Consider the following 19,735-nt stretch of genomic DNA (forward strand, 5'->3'; position numbering starts at 1 on the left):
AAGCGCCATGGCTGATTACGCAATTGGTGATTTACAAGGCTGCTTTAAAGAGTTTAGTCGCTTACTAAAACGGGTTGATTTTAACCCAAGTAAAGATCACCTTTATTTAGTTGGCGACATAGTCGCACGTGGCCCTGACTCGCTGGCTTGCCTAGATTACATTTACCGCCATCAAGACAGTATAAGTGTAACGTTAGGCAATCATGATTTACACATGATTGCTTGCCATTACCTTAATAAGCCGATAAACCCAAAAGACAAACTCGATGCTATTTTTAATAGTAAAAAACTGTCTCACTATATCGCCTATTTGCAAACCCAACCGCTTGCACTTTATTTAGCGCAACACCGCAGCTTTATATCGCATGCAGGATTAAACCCTAACTGGTCTATAAAAACCGCACTTAAACATGCACAGTTTGCTAAGCGTTGTTATCAATCAGCTAATGCAGCCCACTTTTTTAAAAAAATGTATCAGCCACACCCTGCTCTGTGGGATGACGATTTAAACGACTTTGATAAGTTTAGGTACATAGTTAACTATTTTACCCGTATGCGCTTTTTAACCAGTAACAACACGTTAGAGCTTAATGCGAAAGGTGCAATTAACGACAATAAATCGTTAACAGCTTGGTTTGATAACCCTAATATAAAAGCATTAGAAAAAAACTTAATTTTTGGCCATTGGGCCGCTCTTGAAGGGGTTACTCAGCTGAGTCATGTGCATGCGCTTGATACTGGATGCGTATGGGGCGGGGCTTTAACAATGATGGACTTACAAACTAAGCAAAAAATAGTAGAAAAACCTGCGCATTTACCTAAATAAACTGTAAAAACCCACTACATATGTTAAATTTAAATTAATAGAAATTAATTGCTTAACTTATTGGTTAAAAAGCCGATAAGATGTGATTGAAGTACTTTAATTGGAAATCCGTATGAATCTGACAGTAAGCCAACGTATTTGGTGTGGTTTTATATTTATCACCTTATTACTCATAATCATTGGTGGTAACTCTTTAATAAAAATTGCGAGCATTGACCGCTCTACTCAGCAGGTAAACCAGTTATCACTTCCTGCGCTAAATAAAAGCTCAGAGCTACAAGCTGAATTTATTTTAATGAGTAAAGCAGCTCAAGCCAGTTTTTATACCACCTCAAGCGCACAGCTCACCCCTATAAAACAAAAAGTACTTGAGCAAAAAGACAAATTTGATTCACTTCATGCTGAACTGCAACGCGTAGTAAAAAACGATGCATCACTGAGCCAAAAAAGCCAAGCAGTAGAAAAAACCTACCTAAGCTTTTTAAGTACAGTAGAAAACTTATTAGCTGATAAAGACAAGCAACTAGCACTAAATAAAACCCTTATAGCACAACTAGAAACAATAGAGATTGCTGCGGAAGATGCTAATTCAGTTGTGCTCGATATTACTGACATTGATAACTTTGAGCAAAATCACCCCCGCGCTTATCAAGCTGCTAATAACCTAGAAAACAATTTTATGTCGGTAGTTAGCAACAGTACCGATATGCTTACTGTAAAAACAACGAACACTTTAGATATTGTTAAAAATGAACAGGCCTATTACCTTGAAGAGGTCATTCGTACTTTAGCTTTAATAAAGCCTGCTATAGAGCAAGACAACAACGATTTATATAGTGATTTACAAGAATACGTTGATACGTTAGTAGAAAATATAAGTGGAAATAATAGCCTAGCAGCTAACAAGCAACGTCTTATTGACGCCATTGCACTAACCGAAAAAGAACTTGCGCAGTCAGAGCAGGCAACCACAATGGCCCTGTCGCAAATTGACGATTTAGTCACGCAGACAAGTGCTGTCGCTTACAAATTACAAGAAGGCGTCCGTGAGGATGTTGATTCAGCTACTTTGTGGACGTGGGCAGGAATGATCATCGCGACGTTGATTGCAATTGCAATAGCGATTCTTACCGTTAATAGAATTACCAAGCCACTGGCTGAGGTAAATCGAATTTTAGATATTGTGGCCAGCGGCGATATGACCCAACGCTTAGATGACTCTGCCAAAGATGAATTCGGCGAACTATCAAGAAGCTGCAACACCTTAATAGATAGCCTACGAAGCTTAATTAAGGGTATTATTTCACGCTCAACTCAATTAGCAGCAGCCTCTGAGCAAACATCGGCTATTACCGGTGAATCAAGCCAAGCTATCCGAAATCAACAAGCCCAAGTAGAGCAAGCGGCAACTGCCACAACAGAAATGAGCAGCACGTCACAAACAGTTAGTAATAGCGCACAACAAGCCCTTGATGAAATTAAAAATGCTGACAAAGAAGCTGAGCGCGTAAAAGGTATTTCTCATCAAAACAAAGCCACTATTGAGCAACTTGCTCACGAAGTGGATGATGCCGCCAGTGTTATTAACAAACTACATCAAGATAGCGCTTCGATAGGCAGTATTTTAGATGTTATACGCGGTATTGCTGAGCAAACCAACCTATTAGCACTTAACGCTGCAATTGAAGCGGCACGTGCCGGTGAATATGGCCGAGGTTTTGCGGTAGTAGCCGATGAGGTACGCTCACTAGCTAGTAAAACGCAAGAGTCGACCCAAGAGATACAATCGATGATTGAGTCACTTCAAAGTGGCGCAGAAGCAGCTGTAACAGCAATGGATAAAGGTAAGCAGCAAGCGGTATCGTGTGTTGAGCAGAGCGATTTAGCAAGCAGCGCATTAGACTCAATTACGCTTGCCGTATCGCAAGCACATGACGTTAGCGAGGAAATATCGACTGCAGCACAAGAGCAGCAACAAGTATCACAAGAAATTAGTGAACGTTTAGAATCAATTGTTGCTATTGCAGAGCAAACTGCTGAAGGCGCAAATCAAACCAACATTTCAAGCTCAGAAGTGGCCAAACTCGCTGAAGAGTTAAGAATCTCGGTAGAAAACTTTAAGGTATAATACCAATCGTATTACGCCAAAATCAAAGCAATAAAAAACCCGATACTGAGTAACAGTATCGGGTTTTTTATTTTAACGCTTACCTAGCAGCACGTTGGCGGTTCCCGCCCACTTTAGGTTTAGTGTTAGCCTTTTTAAATTGGCTAAAGCCAGTATGGCGCGTTAAGGCTGGGCGCCCTCCCCTACCTTTACCTGCGCCTTTGTGTGCTTTTTCATCGCGGCCTTCTTCTGGCACCAAGCAATTTGGGCCTTTACCAATTAAATTGGCTTTCCCCATACTACGCAATGCCTCGCGGATCATTGGCCAACCCGATGGATCGTGATAGCGCAGTATTGCTTTATGCAAGCGACGCTGACGAGCCCCCTTTGGTACAGGCACTTGCTCTTTGTTATTTTTAATATTACGCAGTGAGTTCATTTCTGTATGATAAATAGTGGTCGCATTAGCCATAGGTGATGGATAAAAGTTTTGTACTTGGTCTAACTTAAAGTCATTAGATTTAAGCCACAGTGCCATGTTAACCATGTCTTCATCTTTGGTACCTGGGTGAGCAGAAATAAAATACGGGATTAAATACTGCTTTTTACCTGCCTCTTTTGAGTACTTATCAAATAGTTCTTTAAATTGATCGTAAGCACCCATGCCCGGCTTCATCATTTTAGACAAAGGGCCATCTTCTGTGTGCTCAGGGGCAATTTTTAAATAGCCACCCACATGATGTGTCACCAACTCTTTTACATAGCGAGGGTCTTGTACGGCTAAATCGTAACGAACGCCTGAGGCTATTAAAATCTTTTTAATACCTTTCACTTCACGGGCTTTTTTATACAAATCGATAGTAGGTGTATGGTCTGTATCCATGTGTTTACAAATATCAGGATAAACACATGAAAGCCGCCTACAGGTGCTTTCTGCTTTTTTACTCGTACAGCGCAGCTTATACATATTTGCTGTTGGGCCGCCTAAGTCAGAAATAACCCCGGTAAAACCAGGCACTTTATCTCTAATCTGTTCTATTTCATCAATAATCGACTCTTGCGAACGACTTTGAATAATACGCCCTTCATGCTCGGTAATAGAGCAGAACGAACAACCGCCAAAACAACCACGCATAATATTAACTGACGTTTTAATCATATCGTAAGCGGGTATTTTTGCATCCCCATAACTTGGGTGCGGTATACGCTGATAAGGTAAGCCAAATACATCATCCATTTCATGGGTTTCGAGCGGAAATGCAGGCGGGTTTACCCAAATATAGCGATCGCCATGGCGCTGAAATAATGCCCGGGCACAGCCCGGGTTTGTCTCTTGGTGCAAAATTCGTGATGCGTGGGCATACAAAGGTTTATTAACACTGACTTGCTCAAATGCAGGCAGTTTAACGTAGGTTTTTTCCCACGGTTTAGGGCGCGCTGGCTGAATAGTAATAGGTTTAGCAGCCTCAGCTTTTAAATCAATACCGGCTTGTTTAAACTCTGATTTACTACACCCTACATCATCAGCGCCATAAGGATTAGGGATTGGATCTATTTTGCCTATTTTATCAATCGCAGTTGAATCACTGCCACGCCAACCCGGTATTGGCTCTTTACGAATAACGGCTGTGCCACGAATATCCTGAATTGTATCCATAGTTTCGCCAGCGGCTATACGGTGGGCCACTTCTACAAGCGGGCGCTCTGCATTACCATAAATAAGGATATCGGCTTTAGAGTCAAATAAAATACTACGACGCACTTTTTCTTGCCAATAGTCGTAATGAGCAATACGACGTAGGCTTGCTTCAATACCACCAATCACAATGGGCACGCCTTTGTAAGCTTCACGTAAACGCTGAGAGTAAATCATCACCGCACGGTCAGGGCGCTTGCCACCTACATTACCTGGCGTGTAGGCGTCGTCATGGCGCATGCGTTTTTCAGCCGTGTAACGGTTGATCATCGAATCCATATTACCGGCGGTTACACCAAAAAATAGATTCGGCTTGCCAAGTGCCATAAAGGCATCTTTTGATTGCCAGTCTGGCTGAGCAATAATACCGACTCTAAAGCCTTGTGCTTCAAGTACACGGCCAATCACTGCCATGCCAAAACTAGGATGATCCACATAAGCATCACCGCTGATTATAATAATATCGCAGCTATCCCAGCCGAGTGCGTCCATTTCTTCGCGAGTTGTAGGTAAAAATGGTGCAGTGCCATAACACTCTGCCCAATACTTTGGGTATGAGAATAGCGCGCGTTCAGCTTTAAGAGAGCTCATAATTTTGGCCATTGAATAACAAAAGGCGCGAATTATATCCTAATACATTGCTTATTTATACAACATTACCTGCGTATATCGCGCCTTGTTAGTATGTGTCCTGTTTATATTAGTCTTTTTTATTTCGCTCTTTTATAAACTCTAACAGTTCGTGTTCAGGCATGGGCTTAGCATACATAAAGCCTTGTACTTCATCGCACCCTAAGTTTTTTAAAAACTCTGCCTGTTGCTGTGTTTCTACACCTTCAGCAATTGTTTTCAGACCTAATTTAGCGCCAAGCGACACCACCAAAGCAGCAATTGCGCCGGTGTCGTTATCGGGCAAGTCTTTTACAAAAGCGCGGTCAATTTTAAGTCTATCAAGTGGTAAGCTTTGTAAGTAACTCAACGAAGAAAAGCCCGTTCCAAAGTCATCAATCGCTACCTCAACGCCTAACTCTTTTAACTCTTTTAAGGTATTGATTACGGTTTCTAGTTCATCCATCACCACACTTTCAGTGACTTCTAATTCTATATTACAAGGTTTAACGTCATACTTTTGTAAAGTGTTTTTTACTGTTGTCGCGTAGCCCTTTACCTTAAATTGCGGCACAGATACGTTTACAGCAATGCAAATTTCTTCACCCAACGCTTCTAAACGTTTTTGCTGCTGACATGCTTGCTCTAACACCCATTGGCCAATATCAACAATTAAACCGGCGTCCTCTGCTAATGGCACAAACACAGCTGGCGATATAAACGAGCCATCTTCTGATGGCCAACGCAGTAAGGCTTCGCAACCAATTAACGATAAATTATCGAGGGAAAGTTGCGGCTGATACCAAACCTGTAACTTTTCTCTGGCAAAGTCATGGCGTAACTGCCTAATAATACCTAAGCGCCAGGCCATTTTATCTTGCATATCAACTTCGTAGTAAACCCCTTCTTTGCATTTAAGCTTTTTAGCTTGATTAAGCGCAATATAAGCAACTTTGAGTGTGTCTAAACCTGTGCTTTGAAAGTCTTGCTGCTGACATAAACCAATTCTAAAATCGATGGGCAAAATATGCTCACCAGCTTTAAAAGGTACATTCAGTACATCGTTAAAGTGTTCGAGATTAAACTCTGTTTGGCGAATAATAAAGCCGAAAACATCCGCACCAATACGTGATAGTAGCTTTGCGTCGGGGTAAGCGTCTTTAAGCCTTTTTACGATTTCAATGAGTAAATAGTTGCCAATTTCTTGCCCTAAGCCATTATTGATATCTGCAAAACCAATTATATCAATTAATACAAAAACGTAGTCATTCACATGTGGTTTTTGATAACGCTCCACCCGCTCTATAAAATTAGTACGGTTAGAAATACCTGTGAGTACATCTTTGTAGGCTGCATCTCTAAGCTTTACAAACAGCCTAACGTTATCAAGGGCTACACTCACATTAGTAAGAAAAATCTCTGCAAATTGTAGCTGTGCTTCACTTGGTTTATGCTCACACGCTAAATAAATGGCAGCCTGACGATGCTTACTTTTTACAATAAAGGTCATGCTCGAGTCGCTTTGAGTATGCTTTGCAGTTTCAAAACATTGCTCAACTTGCTCTAAGGCCATACTGTCTACATTAATAAGCTTTTCGCCAAAGTAGCTTTCATAATGACCGCTTCCTCCAAGCACCTGTATGTGGTTTTCGCCATCAAGTTTACTGCACACTAGCCCAACCTGCTGGGACTCTAAAATAATGCCTAAGTGTTTAATAATTTCTTTGCACAGTACTTTAATATCGGTGAGACCTAAAATAGACTTTGATGCCGAAACAATAGTGTTCATCGCATCACTTTGATACTCAAGCTTGCATACTTGCTCGTACGAGCGTATCGCTGTAATGAGCGATGTCACAAGCTTTGAGCGGGTCAACTCGGTTTTTGTTTTATAGTCGTTAATGTCGTATTCGCGAATTACTTTTTCTTCTGGGGTGTTACCCGCTTGGCCTGTACGTAAAATAATTCGTACATGTTGATTATTAAGCTCTTCACGTACACGCTTAACAACTTGTAAACCCGCATCATCAGATTCCATCACTACATCTAAAAATATGACAGATATTGTATTATTGTTTTTGAGTATTTCGATGGCTTCGCTGCCGGAATATGCATCATGAAAACGTAGCCCTGCCCCCCAAAACTCAACGCCCGACAACGCGAGCTTAGTCACTGAATGTATTTCAGGATCGTCATCAACGATCAAAACATCCCAAAAGTCAGATACCTCTGGGGTTATTTCTTCTTCGCTGTCTGGCGCTAAAAATAAAAAATCGCTTTGTTCTGACGACATTATCTTCCCTTTATCAGTTTTAATGCTTAAATAACCTCATACCTATGTACTAAAAATATATTTTTTGGTTTATAGGCTAATTCATACTATAGTCGATTAATAAAAAGTTGTTATATTTCAAACTAAAAAACTCGTAAAAGGTGTGCATATTAAATTTTTTAAAAACCTAATAAAAACGCTCTCATTGTTAATTTTAGTGGCTATTTTGATTGGTTTAACGCTTCCGCAAAATTACAGCGTCAATAAAAGCATACAAATAAATGCCAAAGTAGAAACTGTTAAATTGCTCGTGTCAGACTTTAGCCTATGGCATACATGGTCACCTTGGGGCAAAGTAGACCCAAGCATTCGTTTTGCGCTCGGCGAGCCCATCAGAGGTATAGGCGCGCATCAATCGTGGCAAAGCGATTGGGGCTACGGTGAAATGACCATTACTTCGCTTTCAAAAAATAGAATGACCTTTAATGCGCTTTTAAAAAATGAACATATTATTGAAGGTGAAATTACCTTTAACGAAGTAGAAGATAGGGTAAATGTAACTTGTAAAATTAATGGCCAAACAAACGCCCCGCTAATCTCAGGTTATCTATCGATTTTAAGCGAGTACGTATTAAGCAATACGGTGTCGCTTGGCTTAAATAACTTACAAACAGTGGCGCAATTACGCGACCAAAAAACTCAGCTGGATACAAATGACAGTAAAATCAGCCCAAGCGAGAATTAATCTTGCTAATATAATTGAGTCTTTACTTGGCTACCCAGTAAAAAAAATAACCAGCAATACCGGGCAACCAAGTACAAATCAAAGTTACGGTTCGAAAGGCGATCTAAACCCGCTTTATCACATAAATAGTGATAACCCTATTTTAGCGCGCGCCCAAAAACGCCAAGATTTACTGCTTATAAAACAGCAACAAAACATAGAAACCATTTTAGCTAAAGCCATGGAATTTTGCCCCGACGTGGCAAGTAATAAGCAACCCGATGCCGACTGGATTGAGCGCTTTATTGCCCTATGTGAAGACACCTCTAACGAGTCAATGCAAACATTGTGGGCTAAAATTTTAACTGGCGAGACACTCAACCCTGGTACTTTTTCTATAAAAAGCTTACAAACACTCAAACACATGACCCAACGTGAAGCAGATGCATTACAAAAATGTGTATCGCTGAGCAGCTACAACGCAAAAGATGACAGCCACTTTATTTTATTAGGGTTTTATAAAAAGCCATCGCTTTTTGACTTGTTACGAAAAGGCAATAAGGTGTCGCTTAATTTAGGAAAAACGGGGATCAGCTTTCCTGATATTCTAACACTTATGGATCTTAATTTACTCTACAGAAAAGAGATAGAATCGGCGGTATTAAAAGCAGGCCAAGAACTCACCCTGTCGTTTTTATCGCAAAAAGTGACATTAAAAGCTAAAAGCAGTGACTTGGTATTAAGCTATTATAAGTTTACGCAAACTGGCGATGAGCTTTCTAAACTCATAAACTACCCTGTAAATAAGGTGTATAAGCAATTAATTAATAATGCACTGGAGGGAGAATTTGATTTAACGTGGCATGCTAATAAATAGCACACCACGTTTTAAGCTCACTAATTAAAAGTGAACCTGAATACCCGCAAATGGGCCTGATGCGTCAATATCGGTATTGATATCATCAACATCATCAAGCTCAAGCGTCATTGAACGGTAACCCGCTTTAACTGCAACATCTACAGCCAGGTTATCAATAAGTTCATACGCTACGCCTACTTGATAGTCTTGTACTTTGCTATCGTCGATAGCTAAAAAGCTGCCTTCAAAAAACACACTTAAACCTGTAAAGGGTAAGCCTGCTTCAGCGCGGCCGTACGCAAGTGGTACAAAACCTGAAAAATCAACAGTTTCAGAGAAGTTAGTACCACCTTGCTGAGTAGTACCAGTGACAACAACGTCACCGTCAAACTGCTTTGCGTTTAAGCCTAAATCAATTGAAATTAAATCGTTATCAAAAATTTCGTAATAAAGAATGTAATCAATGTGAGTTAAATCACTTAATGTGTTTGCCGTTGTACCAACCACATAATCTGAGCCATTAAAGCTAAACGTATCAGTAAGGGTTGCTGAGCCATTAAGTTCAAGCTCTGTATATTTAAGCTTTAGGTTAGGAACTAATGGCACAGGGTGTTCTAGCGCCGCATAGTAGCTAATAAAAGTTTCGTCTTCAAAATTAAAGTCTTGTGGTGCGTTATCTTTGTAAGAAAACTGACCGTCATTATCTGACTGCCAGCCATCAACACCTACATATAAACCTAATAAAGTGTCTGCCTGTGCTGCAGGGGCTAAACATGCCATGGAAAGGGCAGCTGCTAAACAATACTTTTTCATTTTTTATCCTTGAGCTAGTAGTTCGCTAAGTTCGATTAAAGCCGCATTGGCTCTTGAAATATAATTTGCCATTACTAAAGAATGATTTGCTACAAAGCCAAAGCCATTCCCATTTAAAATCATTGGGCTCCACACGGTTTCTTGTGTTGCCTCAAGCTCACGTATAATTTGCTGTAAGCTTACACGGGCGTTTTTCTTTTCAAGTACATCTGCAAAGTCGTATTCAACCGCTTGTAAAAAGTGTAATAACGCCCACGTTGCACCACGCGACTCGTAAAATACATCGTCTATTTCCCACCACGACGTCCTTACTTGTTGCTGAAGTGGTGAATAGGTTGCCTGCGTGTTAGATGAGTTACCTGCTAAATCAGTATTTACCTTGTCTTGGCCAACACTTGCACTTAAGCGCTGGCTTAAACTGCCTAAACGCTTTTCGGCTTCTTTTAACCAGCTACGTAGGTTATCTGCACGTGAGTAAAATTGGCTATCTCGCTCATGCTCGTTAGCAATTTGAGAGCGGTACACTACTAAATAGTCAATTCCCTTTTGGTACTCTCCCTCGGCACTTGGCCATGCCCATGCCTCAGAGCTAATATTAAACTGCGGCTGCGCTTTTTTAAGCGCTTCATGTTCGGTTGATTGCGACTGCGAACGGCTAAAATCTTTACGCATAGATAGGGCTAAATCACGCACCATTTCAAGCGCGCCATATTCCCATGCAGGCATATCATCCATTATCACACTTGGGGGCATTACATCGTTTGATAAATAGCCACCTTGCTTATCAAGTAAAGTGCTAGCAACAGTAATGAGTGTTGTGGTTGTTGTGTAGCCCGTTACCATTTTTTCACTACGCGCTTGTGCCGTCTCTTTTGCATGAGTAACCACGTTAAAGCGTGCCGGCTCAATACTCCAATAAACAGCAATAGCGTAAAAAATAATAAGTAGTGCAATCAATGCACCAGCTATTTTTCCTTTGTGTTGCGACATTTATCCTCCTAGTGATGAGCGTGTTGTTTTTTAGATGGCTTAGAATTCGCGGCTTGCGCTTCAAGTGAGACCACCTGAGCATTAGTAAACAAGCGATTACCGTCACTAAAATATAGCGTGAGTTTACGTTCTTGCCCTACTTTTAGTGGTTCTTGTGGATCAAATACCATTAAATGGTAACCACCAGGCTGAAAGCTTAAGCTTTCATGGCCCTTAATGGTAACAGCGTTAACTTGTTGCATTTTCATCATACCATTGACATGTGTATGCTCATGAATCTCTACTCTGCCTAAACCTTCAATGGTTGCTTTGGTTAATTTAGCAACACCGCCACCGTGGTTAGAAATTGTTAAATAGCCAACACTCGATTTACTGCCAGGCAAAAACGCTCTTACTTGCGCATGGCTTACTTCAAGTTTAGCTTCGTCTGTATCGTGGCTGTGCCCAGCATGTGCAGCAACCGATGACGAAAACACATTAAACATTAACGCCGAGGCCATAAAAAAGCACTGCTTCATCATCGCTTTGTTCCTTGTGAAAGCATAAATTTCACTTTAAATTTAACATAGTTAACTAATAATAGTCAGTTAAATTAAGGCTCAAGAGGTTACTTTTTTGTTATCGAGCACCAACCAACACAGTACAGCTACAAATAATAAAGGCCACGCTATCATTACCGAGCCAAATAACAGCGCCAAAATGGTCCCAACTAATGCAACAACCCCTGCGCCGATTAATCCCATGGTTATTAAAGCCATAACAGCTACTACAGCAATAATGGCGACTAATACGCCGGCCAACTCTAGTCCTACCCAGCTCATATCTGCAATCCACAACGGGAACTGCCATGAATCAAAATGTATTAACGACACCGCATCAGTAAAAAGTAATACATAAACAACAACACATATTGCTAAGGTTTTCATATCCCTCTCCTAATACGCGCGCTCTTCAAGGCAACAATGAGCTATAAAGTAACCAAGCGCCACTGCAAACGGAAAACTGATAAATAATAAAATAGTCACTAAGCGTGTTGACCACACCGGAAAATCAAGGCGACGCGCTAACCCGCTACAAACGCCCGATATTTTTTTATTAAGCGAGTCTTTGTACCAACCACGCTGTGTTTTAAAGTTATCCATACTCAACTCCTTAGGCGTTTGGCACTGTTGTATTGATATTATTATGTTTAACACTGGCTTTTAAACGAGCCAGCTCTGCATCTATTTTTTCATTTTTTTCTAAAGACGCTATTTGCTCAGCGGTTGAACGTGCCGTATGTGTAAGTTCATAAGCATCAACTTGTGCCTCTATGCCTTCCACTTTTTGCTCTATCATTTCAAAGCGAGACAAGGCATTGGCAACATTGTCGCTGTGTAATTGCATATTCACTTTTTCACGTGCAACAACAATATCGTGGCGTTTTATTAATTGCGCTTGTTTAGTTTTAGCGTGCGCCATTTTTTGTTGTAAACGTTCACAATCCGCTGTAATTTTCTTTATCGACTCTTTAAGCTCATCTAGCTGCGTGTTTTTTTCAGCAATTTTGTCGTGTACTTGTTGTTTTTCTAACAAGGCAGACTTGGCTAAATCATCACGGTTTTTGGCAATGGCAAGCTCTGCCTTTGTTTGCCATGAGGTTAAATCTTTTTGTTTTTGTGCGATTTGGCGTTTAAGCGTTTTTTCTTCGCACAGTAAGGCAGCAGCAGTGCTTCTGCACTCATTTAATGCCTCTTGCATTTCACTTAACATAAGGTTGAGAAGCTTTTCAGGGTCTTCAGCTTTATCTAGCATGGCTGCTATATTTGATTTGATAACGTCATTTACGCGATTAAATACACTCATTGTTTTGTCCTGTTGTTTTAATTGATAACAACAAGAGGATTCCAAGAGTTATGCCAAACTCTTAAAAAATAAATATTACACTTTAAAAACATACACTTAAACTTTAGAAGGTGTCATTGCAAGTGACCAAAAGCTGAACGTAAAAAAGTGTAATTAACTAATATTTTGATCTTTTGACTAAATTTTAGGATCAAAAAAGCCACTAAAAAGTGGCTTAATTTAAAATTTATACAGCTTAAGTTTATTCGGGTACAAAACTCAGTGCTTTATCCATAACCGACAAATCAGCCTGTTTACCATGGCCATTTTCTGAAAGGTGACGTCTAAATCCGCGCGCCCCAGGCTGCCCCTGAAAAATCCCCAACATATGACGTGCTATATGCCAAAAATTAGCACCTAAACGCATTTCTTCTTCGATGTAATCGTACATAGCACGCACCACATCGTGACGCGTTTGAGTATTAGCCACCTCACCGTAAATTTTTTCATCCACTTCATTAAGCATAAATGGGTTGCTATATGCTTCGCGGCCAATCATAACGCCGTCTATGTGCGCTAAATGCGCAAGGCTTTCTTCAATCGTTTTAACACCGCCGTTAATACTTAAATCGAGCTGTGGGTAGTCTTTTTTTAGCTGATAAACACGTGGGTAATCAAGAGGCGGGACTTCACGGTTTTCTTTAGGACTTAAGCCATTCAACCACGCTTTACGGGCATGAATAATAAAGTCATCACAGCCAACTTTGTGGCTAGCTTCAATTAACGCACATAAAAACTCATACGAGTCTTGTTCATCAATACCAATGCGCGTTTTTACCGTAACCGGAATATCTACTTCGCTTTTCATTGCTGCAACACATTGTGCAACCAGATCAGGCTCAGCCATTAAGCAAGCACCAAAGCGCCCGTTTTGCACCCTATCTGATGGGCAGCCTACATTTAGATTAATTTCATCGTAGCCACGCTCACCCGCAAGTTTTGCACATTTAGCAAGCGCATCAGGGTCCGAGCCACCCAGTTGCAAAGCAACCGGCCCTTCGTGTTGATTAAAGTGTAAGTAATCGCCACGCCCAAATAAAATAGCCCCTGTGGTGATCATCTCTGTGTATAAAACAGCGTGCTTAGTCATCTTACGATGAAAAGTACGGCAATGACGATCTGTCCAATCTAACATGGGGGCAACTGAAAAGCGCCTGTTTAATGTAGGGTTATCTGATGTGCGTTTTTGCAATGTAAAAGCCTCGGGGATTATAAGTAAATGCGCCCATAAAAAGGCGCTGTATTCTACACAAAAGCCTAATTAGCATCAATGTTAGCTGTATATTTGTAAACCAAAATAATGCGCAATACCGTTGAGTATATTTGTCACAGCCACTGAGCTTAAAATTAACCCCATGATTCTACTTATAATGCTTGCGCCACTGTCGCCTATTAGCTTATGCACGTGATTTGCGAGTAACAAAAGTACAAGTACAACAACAAGTACAGCCAGCATCATCGACGATGTAGTAACTTGCTCAACCCACGTATATTCTTCGTTGCGCGTCATCAGTACAGCGCCTAGCATAGCACCAGGACTAGCTATAGAGGGAATTGCTAACGGAAAAATAGCGGTTTCTGTGCTGTCACGTACACTTTTAATTTCAGACTCGGGCTTACTTTCACCAAAAATCATTGAAAGCGCAAAAATAAGCAGTACTATGCCACCGGCTATTTGAAACGCCGAGAGCGGTATTTCAATTGCATTTAACAGTTGCTCGCCAGCTATAACAAAAAACAGTAAAACCACTGCAGATACGCCTACCGCTTTGAAAACAACTTTTCGTTTAAACTTTTCATCCTCCCCGCGTGTCACAGCAATAAATACAGGCACTGTACCTATCGGGTCTATCACCGCAAAAAAGAAAATAAATATAGCTATTAATTCATGCATTAATGGGCTTCCTAGATAAAAAGTGTTTAATAAAAACGCTGCAAGTACAACACAGTATGTTAGTATATCACGGTAGCGTAAGGATAAGAGAATGATGAATATAGAATCACTCGTAAGTAAAGCAAAACAAGTTTGTGACAACCGCGGCGCGCGTTTTACGCCAATCCGCGAAAAAGTTTTTCGTTTGTTAGCCAGCGCGCAAGGTGGCGTAGGGGCATACGATTTACTCGAGCAATTAAAAATGACAGAGTCAGGCGCAAAACCTGCAACGATTTATCGTGCGCTAGACTTTTTATCAGAGCTGGGGTTTATTCACAAAATAGAAAGCACCAATGCATTTATGCTTTGTCATCACTTTGATCATATTCATCCTGTGCAGCTATTAATTTGTGACACTTGTGGGTTTGTAAAAGAGCTGCACTCTACCGTTATTTCTCACGAACTGAACAACTTAGCAGCAGAAAGCGGCTTTGTTGTATCAGGACAAACTATTGAAGCACATGGTAAGTGTGAGTCTTGTAGAAGCTAAACCCAAAGTTTGTTTTAAAGCTATACTCATATACAGATAGCCACTTTAGCACCAATTTTAAGAGTACCTAACATGAATGTTGAGTTCATTAATCCATTTTTATCTTCTTTGATCAATGTGTTATCTACAATGGCACAAACCGAGTTAAAACCAGGTAAACCGCGTATCAAAACAGACGAAGTCGCCTGCGGTGATGTATCAGGTTTAATTGGCATGGTGGGCGCGCAAACACGTGGCTCATTTTCAATTACCTTTGATGAAAACTTAGCCCTAACCATTATGGAACGCATGCTTGGTGAACGCCCTGACGGTATTGATGATGAAGTAACTGATATGGTTGGCGAAATTACTAATATGGTAACTGGCGGCGCTAAAAATTTACTCGGCGAAAAAGGCTATGATTTTGATATGGCAACTCCGATTGTTGTCGCTGGTAAAGGCCACATCATCACACATAAAAGTAAAGGCAAAAAAATAATTATGCCATTTAGCTGCGATGCGGGTGATGCGAATATAGAAGTTAGCTTTGATAAATTATGAGCTGGCAACAAACTCAAATAACCTTAAAACCGCGCGCCCGAGGATTTCATCTAATTGACGATGAAATACTCGCCCAATTAAATGGGCTTACTAACTATAAAGTAGGCTTACTGCATTTATTTATTCAACACACCTCGGCAAGTTTAACCATAAACGAAAACGCCGATCCAACAGTGCGCATGGATATGGAAAGCCACTTCAACCATTTTGTACCTGAGCGCCAGTCTTATTACCGCCATGATTATGAAGGCGACGATGATATGCCAGCCCATATAAAAACCAGCACGCTAGGGTGTGAGCTAAGTATCCCTATCAGCAACGGACGTTTAGCGCTAGGTACATGGCAAGGTATTTACTTAGGCGAGCATCGTGACGCTGGCGGTGCAAGACGTATTATAGCGACCTTGCAAGGCGAAACCTTTTAACCTTGGATTGACCTCCCCTCCCTTACTTTTACCCGCGCCACTTCGCATTATTTAAACCCCTTTATGCCGCGCATATTTAATGGCTTCATAGGACCTTACGTAAAACAACTAAGCTATTTTTAGGTAGGAAGTATAGCTATAGCGAGGCAAAAATTTGCTATTTAGTCGTTCTCGGCAATTGTTCCTGCATTGCTCTACCTTCTGCATCCATGCAGCCATAAATGAGGTTTTTTTAACTTTGGTAGTGGCACGTTTAGCACCGCAAAATGATTAAATATTATTGCTCATTGTCATTCTTTAATTATTTTTTGTACTGCTAGATTAAAAGCTCAGTGCAATATAACCATTATGAATAAATTGCGTAGGTAAGATAAAAATATTGTTTTAAGACGTTTTTGTTTTAGTGGGGTATTTAGAGAGATTGGAGCGGCACACGAGGCTCGAACTCGTGACCTCGACCTTGGCAAGGTCGCGCTCTACCAACTGAGCTAGTGCCGCTTTATAATTAGTCAATAATTTTACGCTTAAGCGCGACAGGTCGCGTTTAACATTCTGGCAACTGAGCTAGTGCCACTTTATAACTTACTCAAACACACCAACCCCGCGGGGGTTATCGTCTTGAGCGGGGCAGGATTCTACAATAATCTAATGTGTTTGCAAGTGTTTTTTACAAATTAAAGAATTTTTCTCTATACACCTTTAATTCCATAATAGAATCTTTAATGTCATCAAGCGCAAGGTGTGACCCTTTTTTATTCACCTGTGCCAAAACTTCGGGCTTCCAACGTCGGGCAAGCTCTTTAATCGTGCTTACATCTAAATTGCGATAATGAAAAAAGTCTTCAAGCTCGCGCATGTATTTATTCATAAAGCGTCGGTCTTGCCCTATTGAGTTACCACACATAGGTGATTTACCCGCCGGCACCCACTGCTTTAAAAAATTAAGCGTTTGTTCAACCGCATAAGCCTCATCGTATGTACTGGCTTTACAACGCGCTGTTAAACCAGATTTACCGTGCTGCGTAGTACACCATTCGTCCATGCCATCTAGCAGCTCATCACTTTGATGAATAGCTATAGTAGGACCTTCCGCGAGTATATTTAAATCGGCATCAGTTACTACTGTTGCAATTTCGAGTATTTTATCCGTGGCAGGCTCAAGCCCAGTCATTTCCAGATCAAGCCAAATTAAATTAGATTCATTAATAGTCATAGTAACCTTAAACAGTGCTTTTCTTTAGATCCAACGCATTTCGATATATCATATTAGCATCAACCGTCGAGCTAAAGCTTTTTTTATACCATTTTGGTTAATTAAGTAATCTATTTTGAGGTAGTAAAACCTTGTCGATAGCAAGGCAAAAATTTTGTTATTTAGTTGTTCTAAATGAGAAATTTTTAACGTAGCTAGCGTCAGGTTTAGCCACTCAAAATGGTTAGGTATTGCCAACTGGTATTAACGCAAAGCCGACATTTAAACCAAGGTTATAGGCCTAAAGTGGCAAAACAGAAAAAATTAAGTAAAGGCCAATCTCGCAGGATCAAGGCTAATCATCAAAAGCGCTTAAATAATGCCGATACAAAACCGGCAAAAGGTGGCGCACAAGAATGGCAAACAGATAATCTGGGCGCAACCGAAAACGCCGTTGTGATCAGTCGATTTGGCCAACACGCCGATGTAGAAACACAAGAAGGTGACGTATTACGCTGTAATATTCGCCGCACCGTTACAAACTTAGTGTGTGGTGACGAAGTATTATTTCGCCGCGCAAAAGTAAGTGAAGGTGACTTAGCAGGTGTTATTGAAGCAACACAAGAGCGTCGCTCGCAACTTACGCGTCCCGACTTTTACGATGGCGTAAAAGTAATCGCTGCAAATATTGACCAAATTTTAATGGTGTCGGCCGTATTACCAGAGTTTACGCCCAGTATTATCGACCGATATTTGATTGCCTGTGAAGACATGGGCATAGAACCTATTTTAGTACTTAATAAAATCGACTTAATTAACGATGAAGGCTTAAACGAGATTCAAAAAATACTCGATATTTATCGAGGCCTTGGTTATCAAGTGCTGCTTGTAAGTAGTGTAACCGGCGAAGGTATAGAGGATTTAAAAAGCGTACTGGTTGATAAAAATAATATTTTTGTTGGGCAAAGTGGCGTGGGTAAATCAACCTTAGTTAACACGGTACTTCCTGATGCCGAAATATTAACAAAAGAAGTATCAGAAAACAGTGGCTTAGGGCAACATACCACCACTGTATCACGCTTACATCACCTTCCAAGTGGTGGTAACCTAATAGACTCACCAGGCATACGTGAGTTTGGTTTATGGCATTTAGAAGTAGAACGTGTTACTTGGTGCTTTAAAGAATTTAGAGAGTTTATAGGTGGGTGTCGCTTTAGAGACTGTAAGCATTTAAACGACCCAGGCTGTATAATTCAACAAGCGGTAGCCGATGGCGATATTTCGCAAATGCGATTTGACAGCTACCACCGTATTTTAGAAACAATGGCCGACGGCCGTGCTGGTGCACGTGCACCTCGCGTTTAATTTAGGAAACAATCTGTGAGTTTAGACAAATTTAAAATTGCAATGCAGTATGCAATGCCAAAGCACTTTATTTCACGCGTAGTAGGTAAATTAGCAGCAGCAAAAGCAGGTGCTTTAACTACAACGCTCATTAAACTTTTTATTAAGCAATATAAAGTAGACATGAATGAAGCCTTGCATGAAGACCCAGGATACTACAAAACGTTTAATGAATTTTTTACCCGCCCATTAAAAGAGGGTGTGCGTCCAATGGCGCAAGGCGAGAACGTCATCACGCACCCTGTAGATGGTGCTATTAGTCAACTAGGCGACATTGTTGATGGCCAGTTAATACAGGCAAAAGGTCACGATTACAGCCTACAAGCACTCTTAGGTGGTTCTGAAGATGATACAACGCCATTTTTAGGCGGCAAATTTGCAACTATTTACCTAGCGCCAAAAGACTATCACCGTATCCATATGCCGATAGATGGCACACTGAGTAAGATGATTTATGTACCGGGCGACTTATTTTCGGTAAACCCGCTTACAGCACGGAATGTCCCTAATTTATTTGCGCGTAATGAGCGTGTAGTGGCTATTTTTGAAACCGAAATTGGCCCACTTGCAATGGTACTTGTAGGTGCAACCATTGTAGCCAGTATTGAAACTATTTGGGCAGGCACAGTAACGCCACCAGCCGGTAGCGATGTGTTTAGCTGGAACTACCCAACTCAAGGTGAAAATGCCATCACCCTTAAAAAAGGTGAAGAAATGGGCCGCTTTAAACTAGGTTCAACAGTGGTACTTGCATGGGGTGCTGACAAAGCAGATATTTTAGACGACCAGCTACCTGAAACAGTAACGCGTTTAAACACCGCATTTGCAACAATTAAAGAAAGTGAAGAGCTGTAAGCTGTAAGCTGTAAGCTGTAAGCTGTAAGCTGTAAGCTGTAAGCTGTAAGCTGTAAGCTGTAAGCTGTAAGCTCGGTGGGGCCTCTTTGTGAAATGGTTTTAACGTCCCCCGACTA

The 19,735-nt window shown here is 40.9% G+C and carries 20 protein-coding genes and 1 tRNA gene; 9 read left to right on the top strand and 12 right to left on the bottom strand.

Features of this window, described 5'->3' with window-relative positions; all coding sequences use genetic code 11:
- Window positions 1-7: 7 nt before the first annotated feature.
- On the top strand, window positions 8-826 hold the full coding sequence (locus tag CWC17_RS10060; protein ID WP_138612761.1) for a symmetrical bis(5'-nucleosyl)-tetraphosphatase: 819 nt from the start codon (window positions 8-10) through the stop codon (window positions 824-826).
- A 112-nt stretch (window positions 827-938) separates the two neighbouring features.
- Window positions 939-2,954: a methyl-accepting chemotaxis protein gene (locus CWC17_RS10065; RefSeq protein ID WP_138612762.1), complete on the top strand. Its 2,016-nt coding sequence runs from the start codon at window positions 939-941 to the stop codon at window positions 2,952-2,954.
- Between the two features lie 79 nt (window positions 2,955-3,033).
- Here the strand turns inward: CWC17_RS10065 and CWC17_RS10070 are convergent, their stop codons facing one another.
- Together CWC17_RS10070 and CWC17_RS10075 are read right to left on the bottom strand one after the other, a co-directional pair.
- A complete protein-coding gene (locus CWC17_RS10070; RefSeq protein ID WP_055016428.1) occupies window positions 3,034-5,220 on the bottom strand; it encodes a YgiQ family radical SAM protein in 2,187 nt (728 codons plus the stop codon).
- A 109-nt stretch (window positions 5,221-5,329) separates the two neighbouring features.
- Window positions 5,330-7,531 (bottom strand): bifunctional diguanylate cyclase/phosphodiesterase, encoded by a 2,202-nt coding sequence (locus CWC17_RS10075; RefSeq protein WP_138612763.1) that lies wholly within the window; start codon window positions 7,529-7,531, stop codon window positions 5,330-5,332.
- Window positions 7,532-7,673: 142 nt separating this feature from the next.
- Between CWC17_RS10075 and CWC17_RS10080 the strand changes: the two genes are divergently transcribed.
- Together CWC17_RS10080 and CWC17_RS10085 are read left to right on the top strand one after the other, a co-directional pair.
- Window positions 7,674-8,255 (top strand): SRPBCC family protein, encoded by a 582-nt coding sequence (locus CWC17_RS10080; RefSeq protein ID WP_138612764.1) that lies wholly within the window; start codon window positions 7,674-7,676, stop codon window positions 8,253-8,255.
- Window positions 8,224-9,111 carry a TIGR03899 family protein gene (locus CWC17_RS10085; protein WP_138542145.1) on the top strand — a complete coding sequence of 296 codons (888 nt, stop codon included), beginning with the start codon at window positions 8,224-8,226 and terminating at the stop codon, window positions 9,109-9,111. Before CWC17_RS10080 ends, CWC17_RS10085 begins: the two co-directional genes overlap by 32 nt.
- A gap of 24 nt (window positions 9,112-9,135) precedes the next feature.
- Here CWC17_RS10085 and CWC17_RS10090 read toward each other — a convergent pair whose 3' ends face one another.
- The 8 genes from CWC17_RS10090 to CWC17_RS10125 all read right to left on the bottom strand — a co-directional run bounded on the left by CWC17_RS10090 (window position 9,136) and on the right by CWC17_RS10125 (window position 14,674).
- Window positions 9,136-9,906, bottom strand: coding sequence for a TIGR04219 family outer membrane beta-barrel protein (locus tag CWC17_RS10090; protein WP_055016399.1), 771 nt, complete (start codon window positions 9,904-9,906; stop codon window positions 9,136-9,138).
- A gap of 3 nt (window positions 9,907-9,909) precedes the next feature.
- Complete coding sequence (locus tag CWC17_RS10095; RefSeq protein ID WP_055016398.1) at window positions 9,910-10,896, bottom strand: DUF2333 family protein; 987 nt, start codon at window positions 10,894-10,896, stop codon at window positions 9,910-9,912.
- 8 nt (window positions 10,897-10,904) lie between these two features.
- Window positions 10,905-11,417, bottom strand: coding sequence for a copper chaperone PCu(A)C (locus tag CWC17_RS10100; protein WP_055016397.1), 513 nt, complete (start codon window positions 11,415-11,417; stop codon window positions 10,905-10,907).
- Window positions 11,418-11,495: 78 nt separating this feature from the next.
- Entirely contained in the window at window positions 11,496-11,822 is a 327-nt protein-coding gene (locus CWC17_RS10105; RefSeq protein ID WP_055016396.1) for a hypothetical protein, read from the bottom strand.
- 9 nt (window positions 11,823-11,831) lie between these two features.
- A complete protein-coding gene (locus CWC17_RS10110) occupies window positions 11,832-12,038 on the bottom strand; it encodes a PspC domain-containing protein (RefSeq protein ID WP_138612765.1) in 207 nt (68 codons plus the stop codon).
- Between the two features lie 10 nt (window positions 12,039-12,048).
- Entirely contained in the window at window positions 12,049-12,741 is a 693-nt protein-coding gene (locus tag CWC17_RS10115; protein ID WP_138542148.1) for a PspA/IM30 family protein, read from the bottom strand.
- A gap of 241 nt (window positions 12,742-12,982) precedes the next feature.
- Window positions 12,983-13,972 carry a tRNA dihydrouridine(20/20a) synthase DusA gene (dusA, locus tag CWC17_RS10120; protein WP_283956918.1) on the bottom strand — a complete coding sequence of 330 codons (990 nt, stop codon included), beginning with the start codon at window positions 13,970-13,972 and terminating at the stop codon, window positions 12,983-12,985.
- Window positions 13,973-14,053: 81 nt separating this feature from the next.
- Complete coding sequence (locus tag CWC17_RS10125; RefSeq protein WP_055016393.1) at window positions 14,054-14,674, bottom strand: MarC family protein; 621 nt, start codon at window positions 14,672-14,674, stop codon at window positions 14,054-14,056.
- A 94-nt stretch (window positions 14,675-14,768) separates the two neighbouring features.
- Between CWC17_RS10125 and CWC17_RS10130 the strand changes: the two genes are divergently transcribed.
- The 3 genes from CWC17_RS10130 to CWC17_RS10140 all read left to right on the top strand — a co-directional run bounded on the left by CWC17_RS10130 (window position 14,769) and on the right by CWC17_RS10140 (window position 16,168).
- Window positions 14,769-15,203, top strand: a complete 435-nt coding sequence (locus tag CWC17_RS10130; RefSeq protein WP_055016425.1) for a transcriptional repressor — start codon at window positions 14,769-14,771, stop codon at window positions 15,201-15,203.
- 72 nt (window positions 15,204-15,275) lie between these two features.
- Window positions 15,276-15,743 (top strand): chemotaxis protein CheX, encoded by a 468-nt coding sequence (locus CWC17_RS10135; protein ID WP_055016392.1) that lies wholly within the window; start codon window positions 15,276-15,278, stop codon window positions 15,741-15,743.
- Entirely contained in the window at window positions 15,740-16,168 is a 429-nt protein-coding gene (locus CWC17_RS10140; protein WP_138542151.1) for a secondary thiamine-phosphate synthase enzyme YjbQ, read from the top strand. Before CWC17_RS10135 ends, CWC17_RS10140 begins: the two co-directional genes overlap by 4 nt.
- 422 nt (window positions 16,169-16,590) lie before the next feature.
- Here CWC17_RS10140 and CWC17_RS10145 read toward each other — a convergent pair.
- Together CWC17_RS10145 and orn are read right to left on the bottom strand one after the other, a co-directional pair.
- Window positions 16,591-16,666 (bottom strand) — tRNA-Gly (locus tag CWC17_RS10145).
- A 169-nt stretch (window positions 16,667-16,835) separates the two neighbouring features.
- Window positions 16,836-17,381, bottom strand: a complete 546-nt coding sequence (gene orn, locus CWC17_RS10150; RefSeq protein ID WP_055016877.1) for an oligoribonuclease — start codon at window positions 17,379-17,381, stop codon at window positions 16,836-16,838.
- A gap of 285 nt (window positions 17,382-17,666) precedes the next feature.
- Between orn and rsgA the strand changes: the two genes are divergently transcribed.
- The gene (gene rsgA / locus CWC17_RS10160) at window positions 17,667-18,725 is read left to right on the top strand and encodes a small ribosomal subunit biogenesis GTPase RsgA (protein WP_138612766.1); all 1,059 of its coding nucleotides are present in this window, start codon (window positions 17,667-17,669) and stop codon (window positions 18,723-18,725) included.
- A gap of 15 nt (window positions 18,726-18,740) precedes the next feature.
- Window positions 18,741-19,619 (top strand): archaetidylserine decarboxylase, encoded by an 879-nt coding sequence (asd, locus tag CWC17_RS10165; protein WP_171042079.1) that lies wholly within the window; start codon window positions 18,741-18,743, stop codon window positions 19,617-19,619.
- Window positions 19,620-19,735 lie beyond the last annotated feature (116 nt).

This window comes from Pseudoalteromonas sp. S3785, assembly GCF_005887365.1.
Lineage (GTDB): Bacteria > Pseudomonadota > Gammaproteobacteria > Enterobacterales > Alteromonadaceae > Pseudoalteromonas.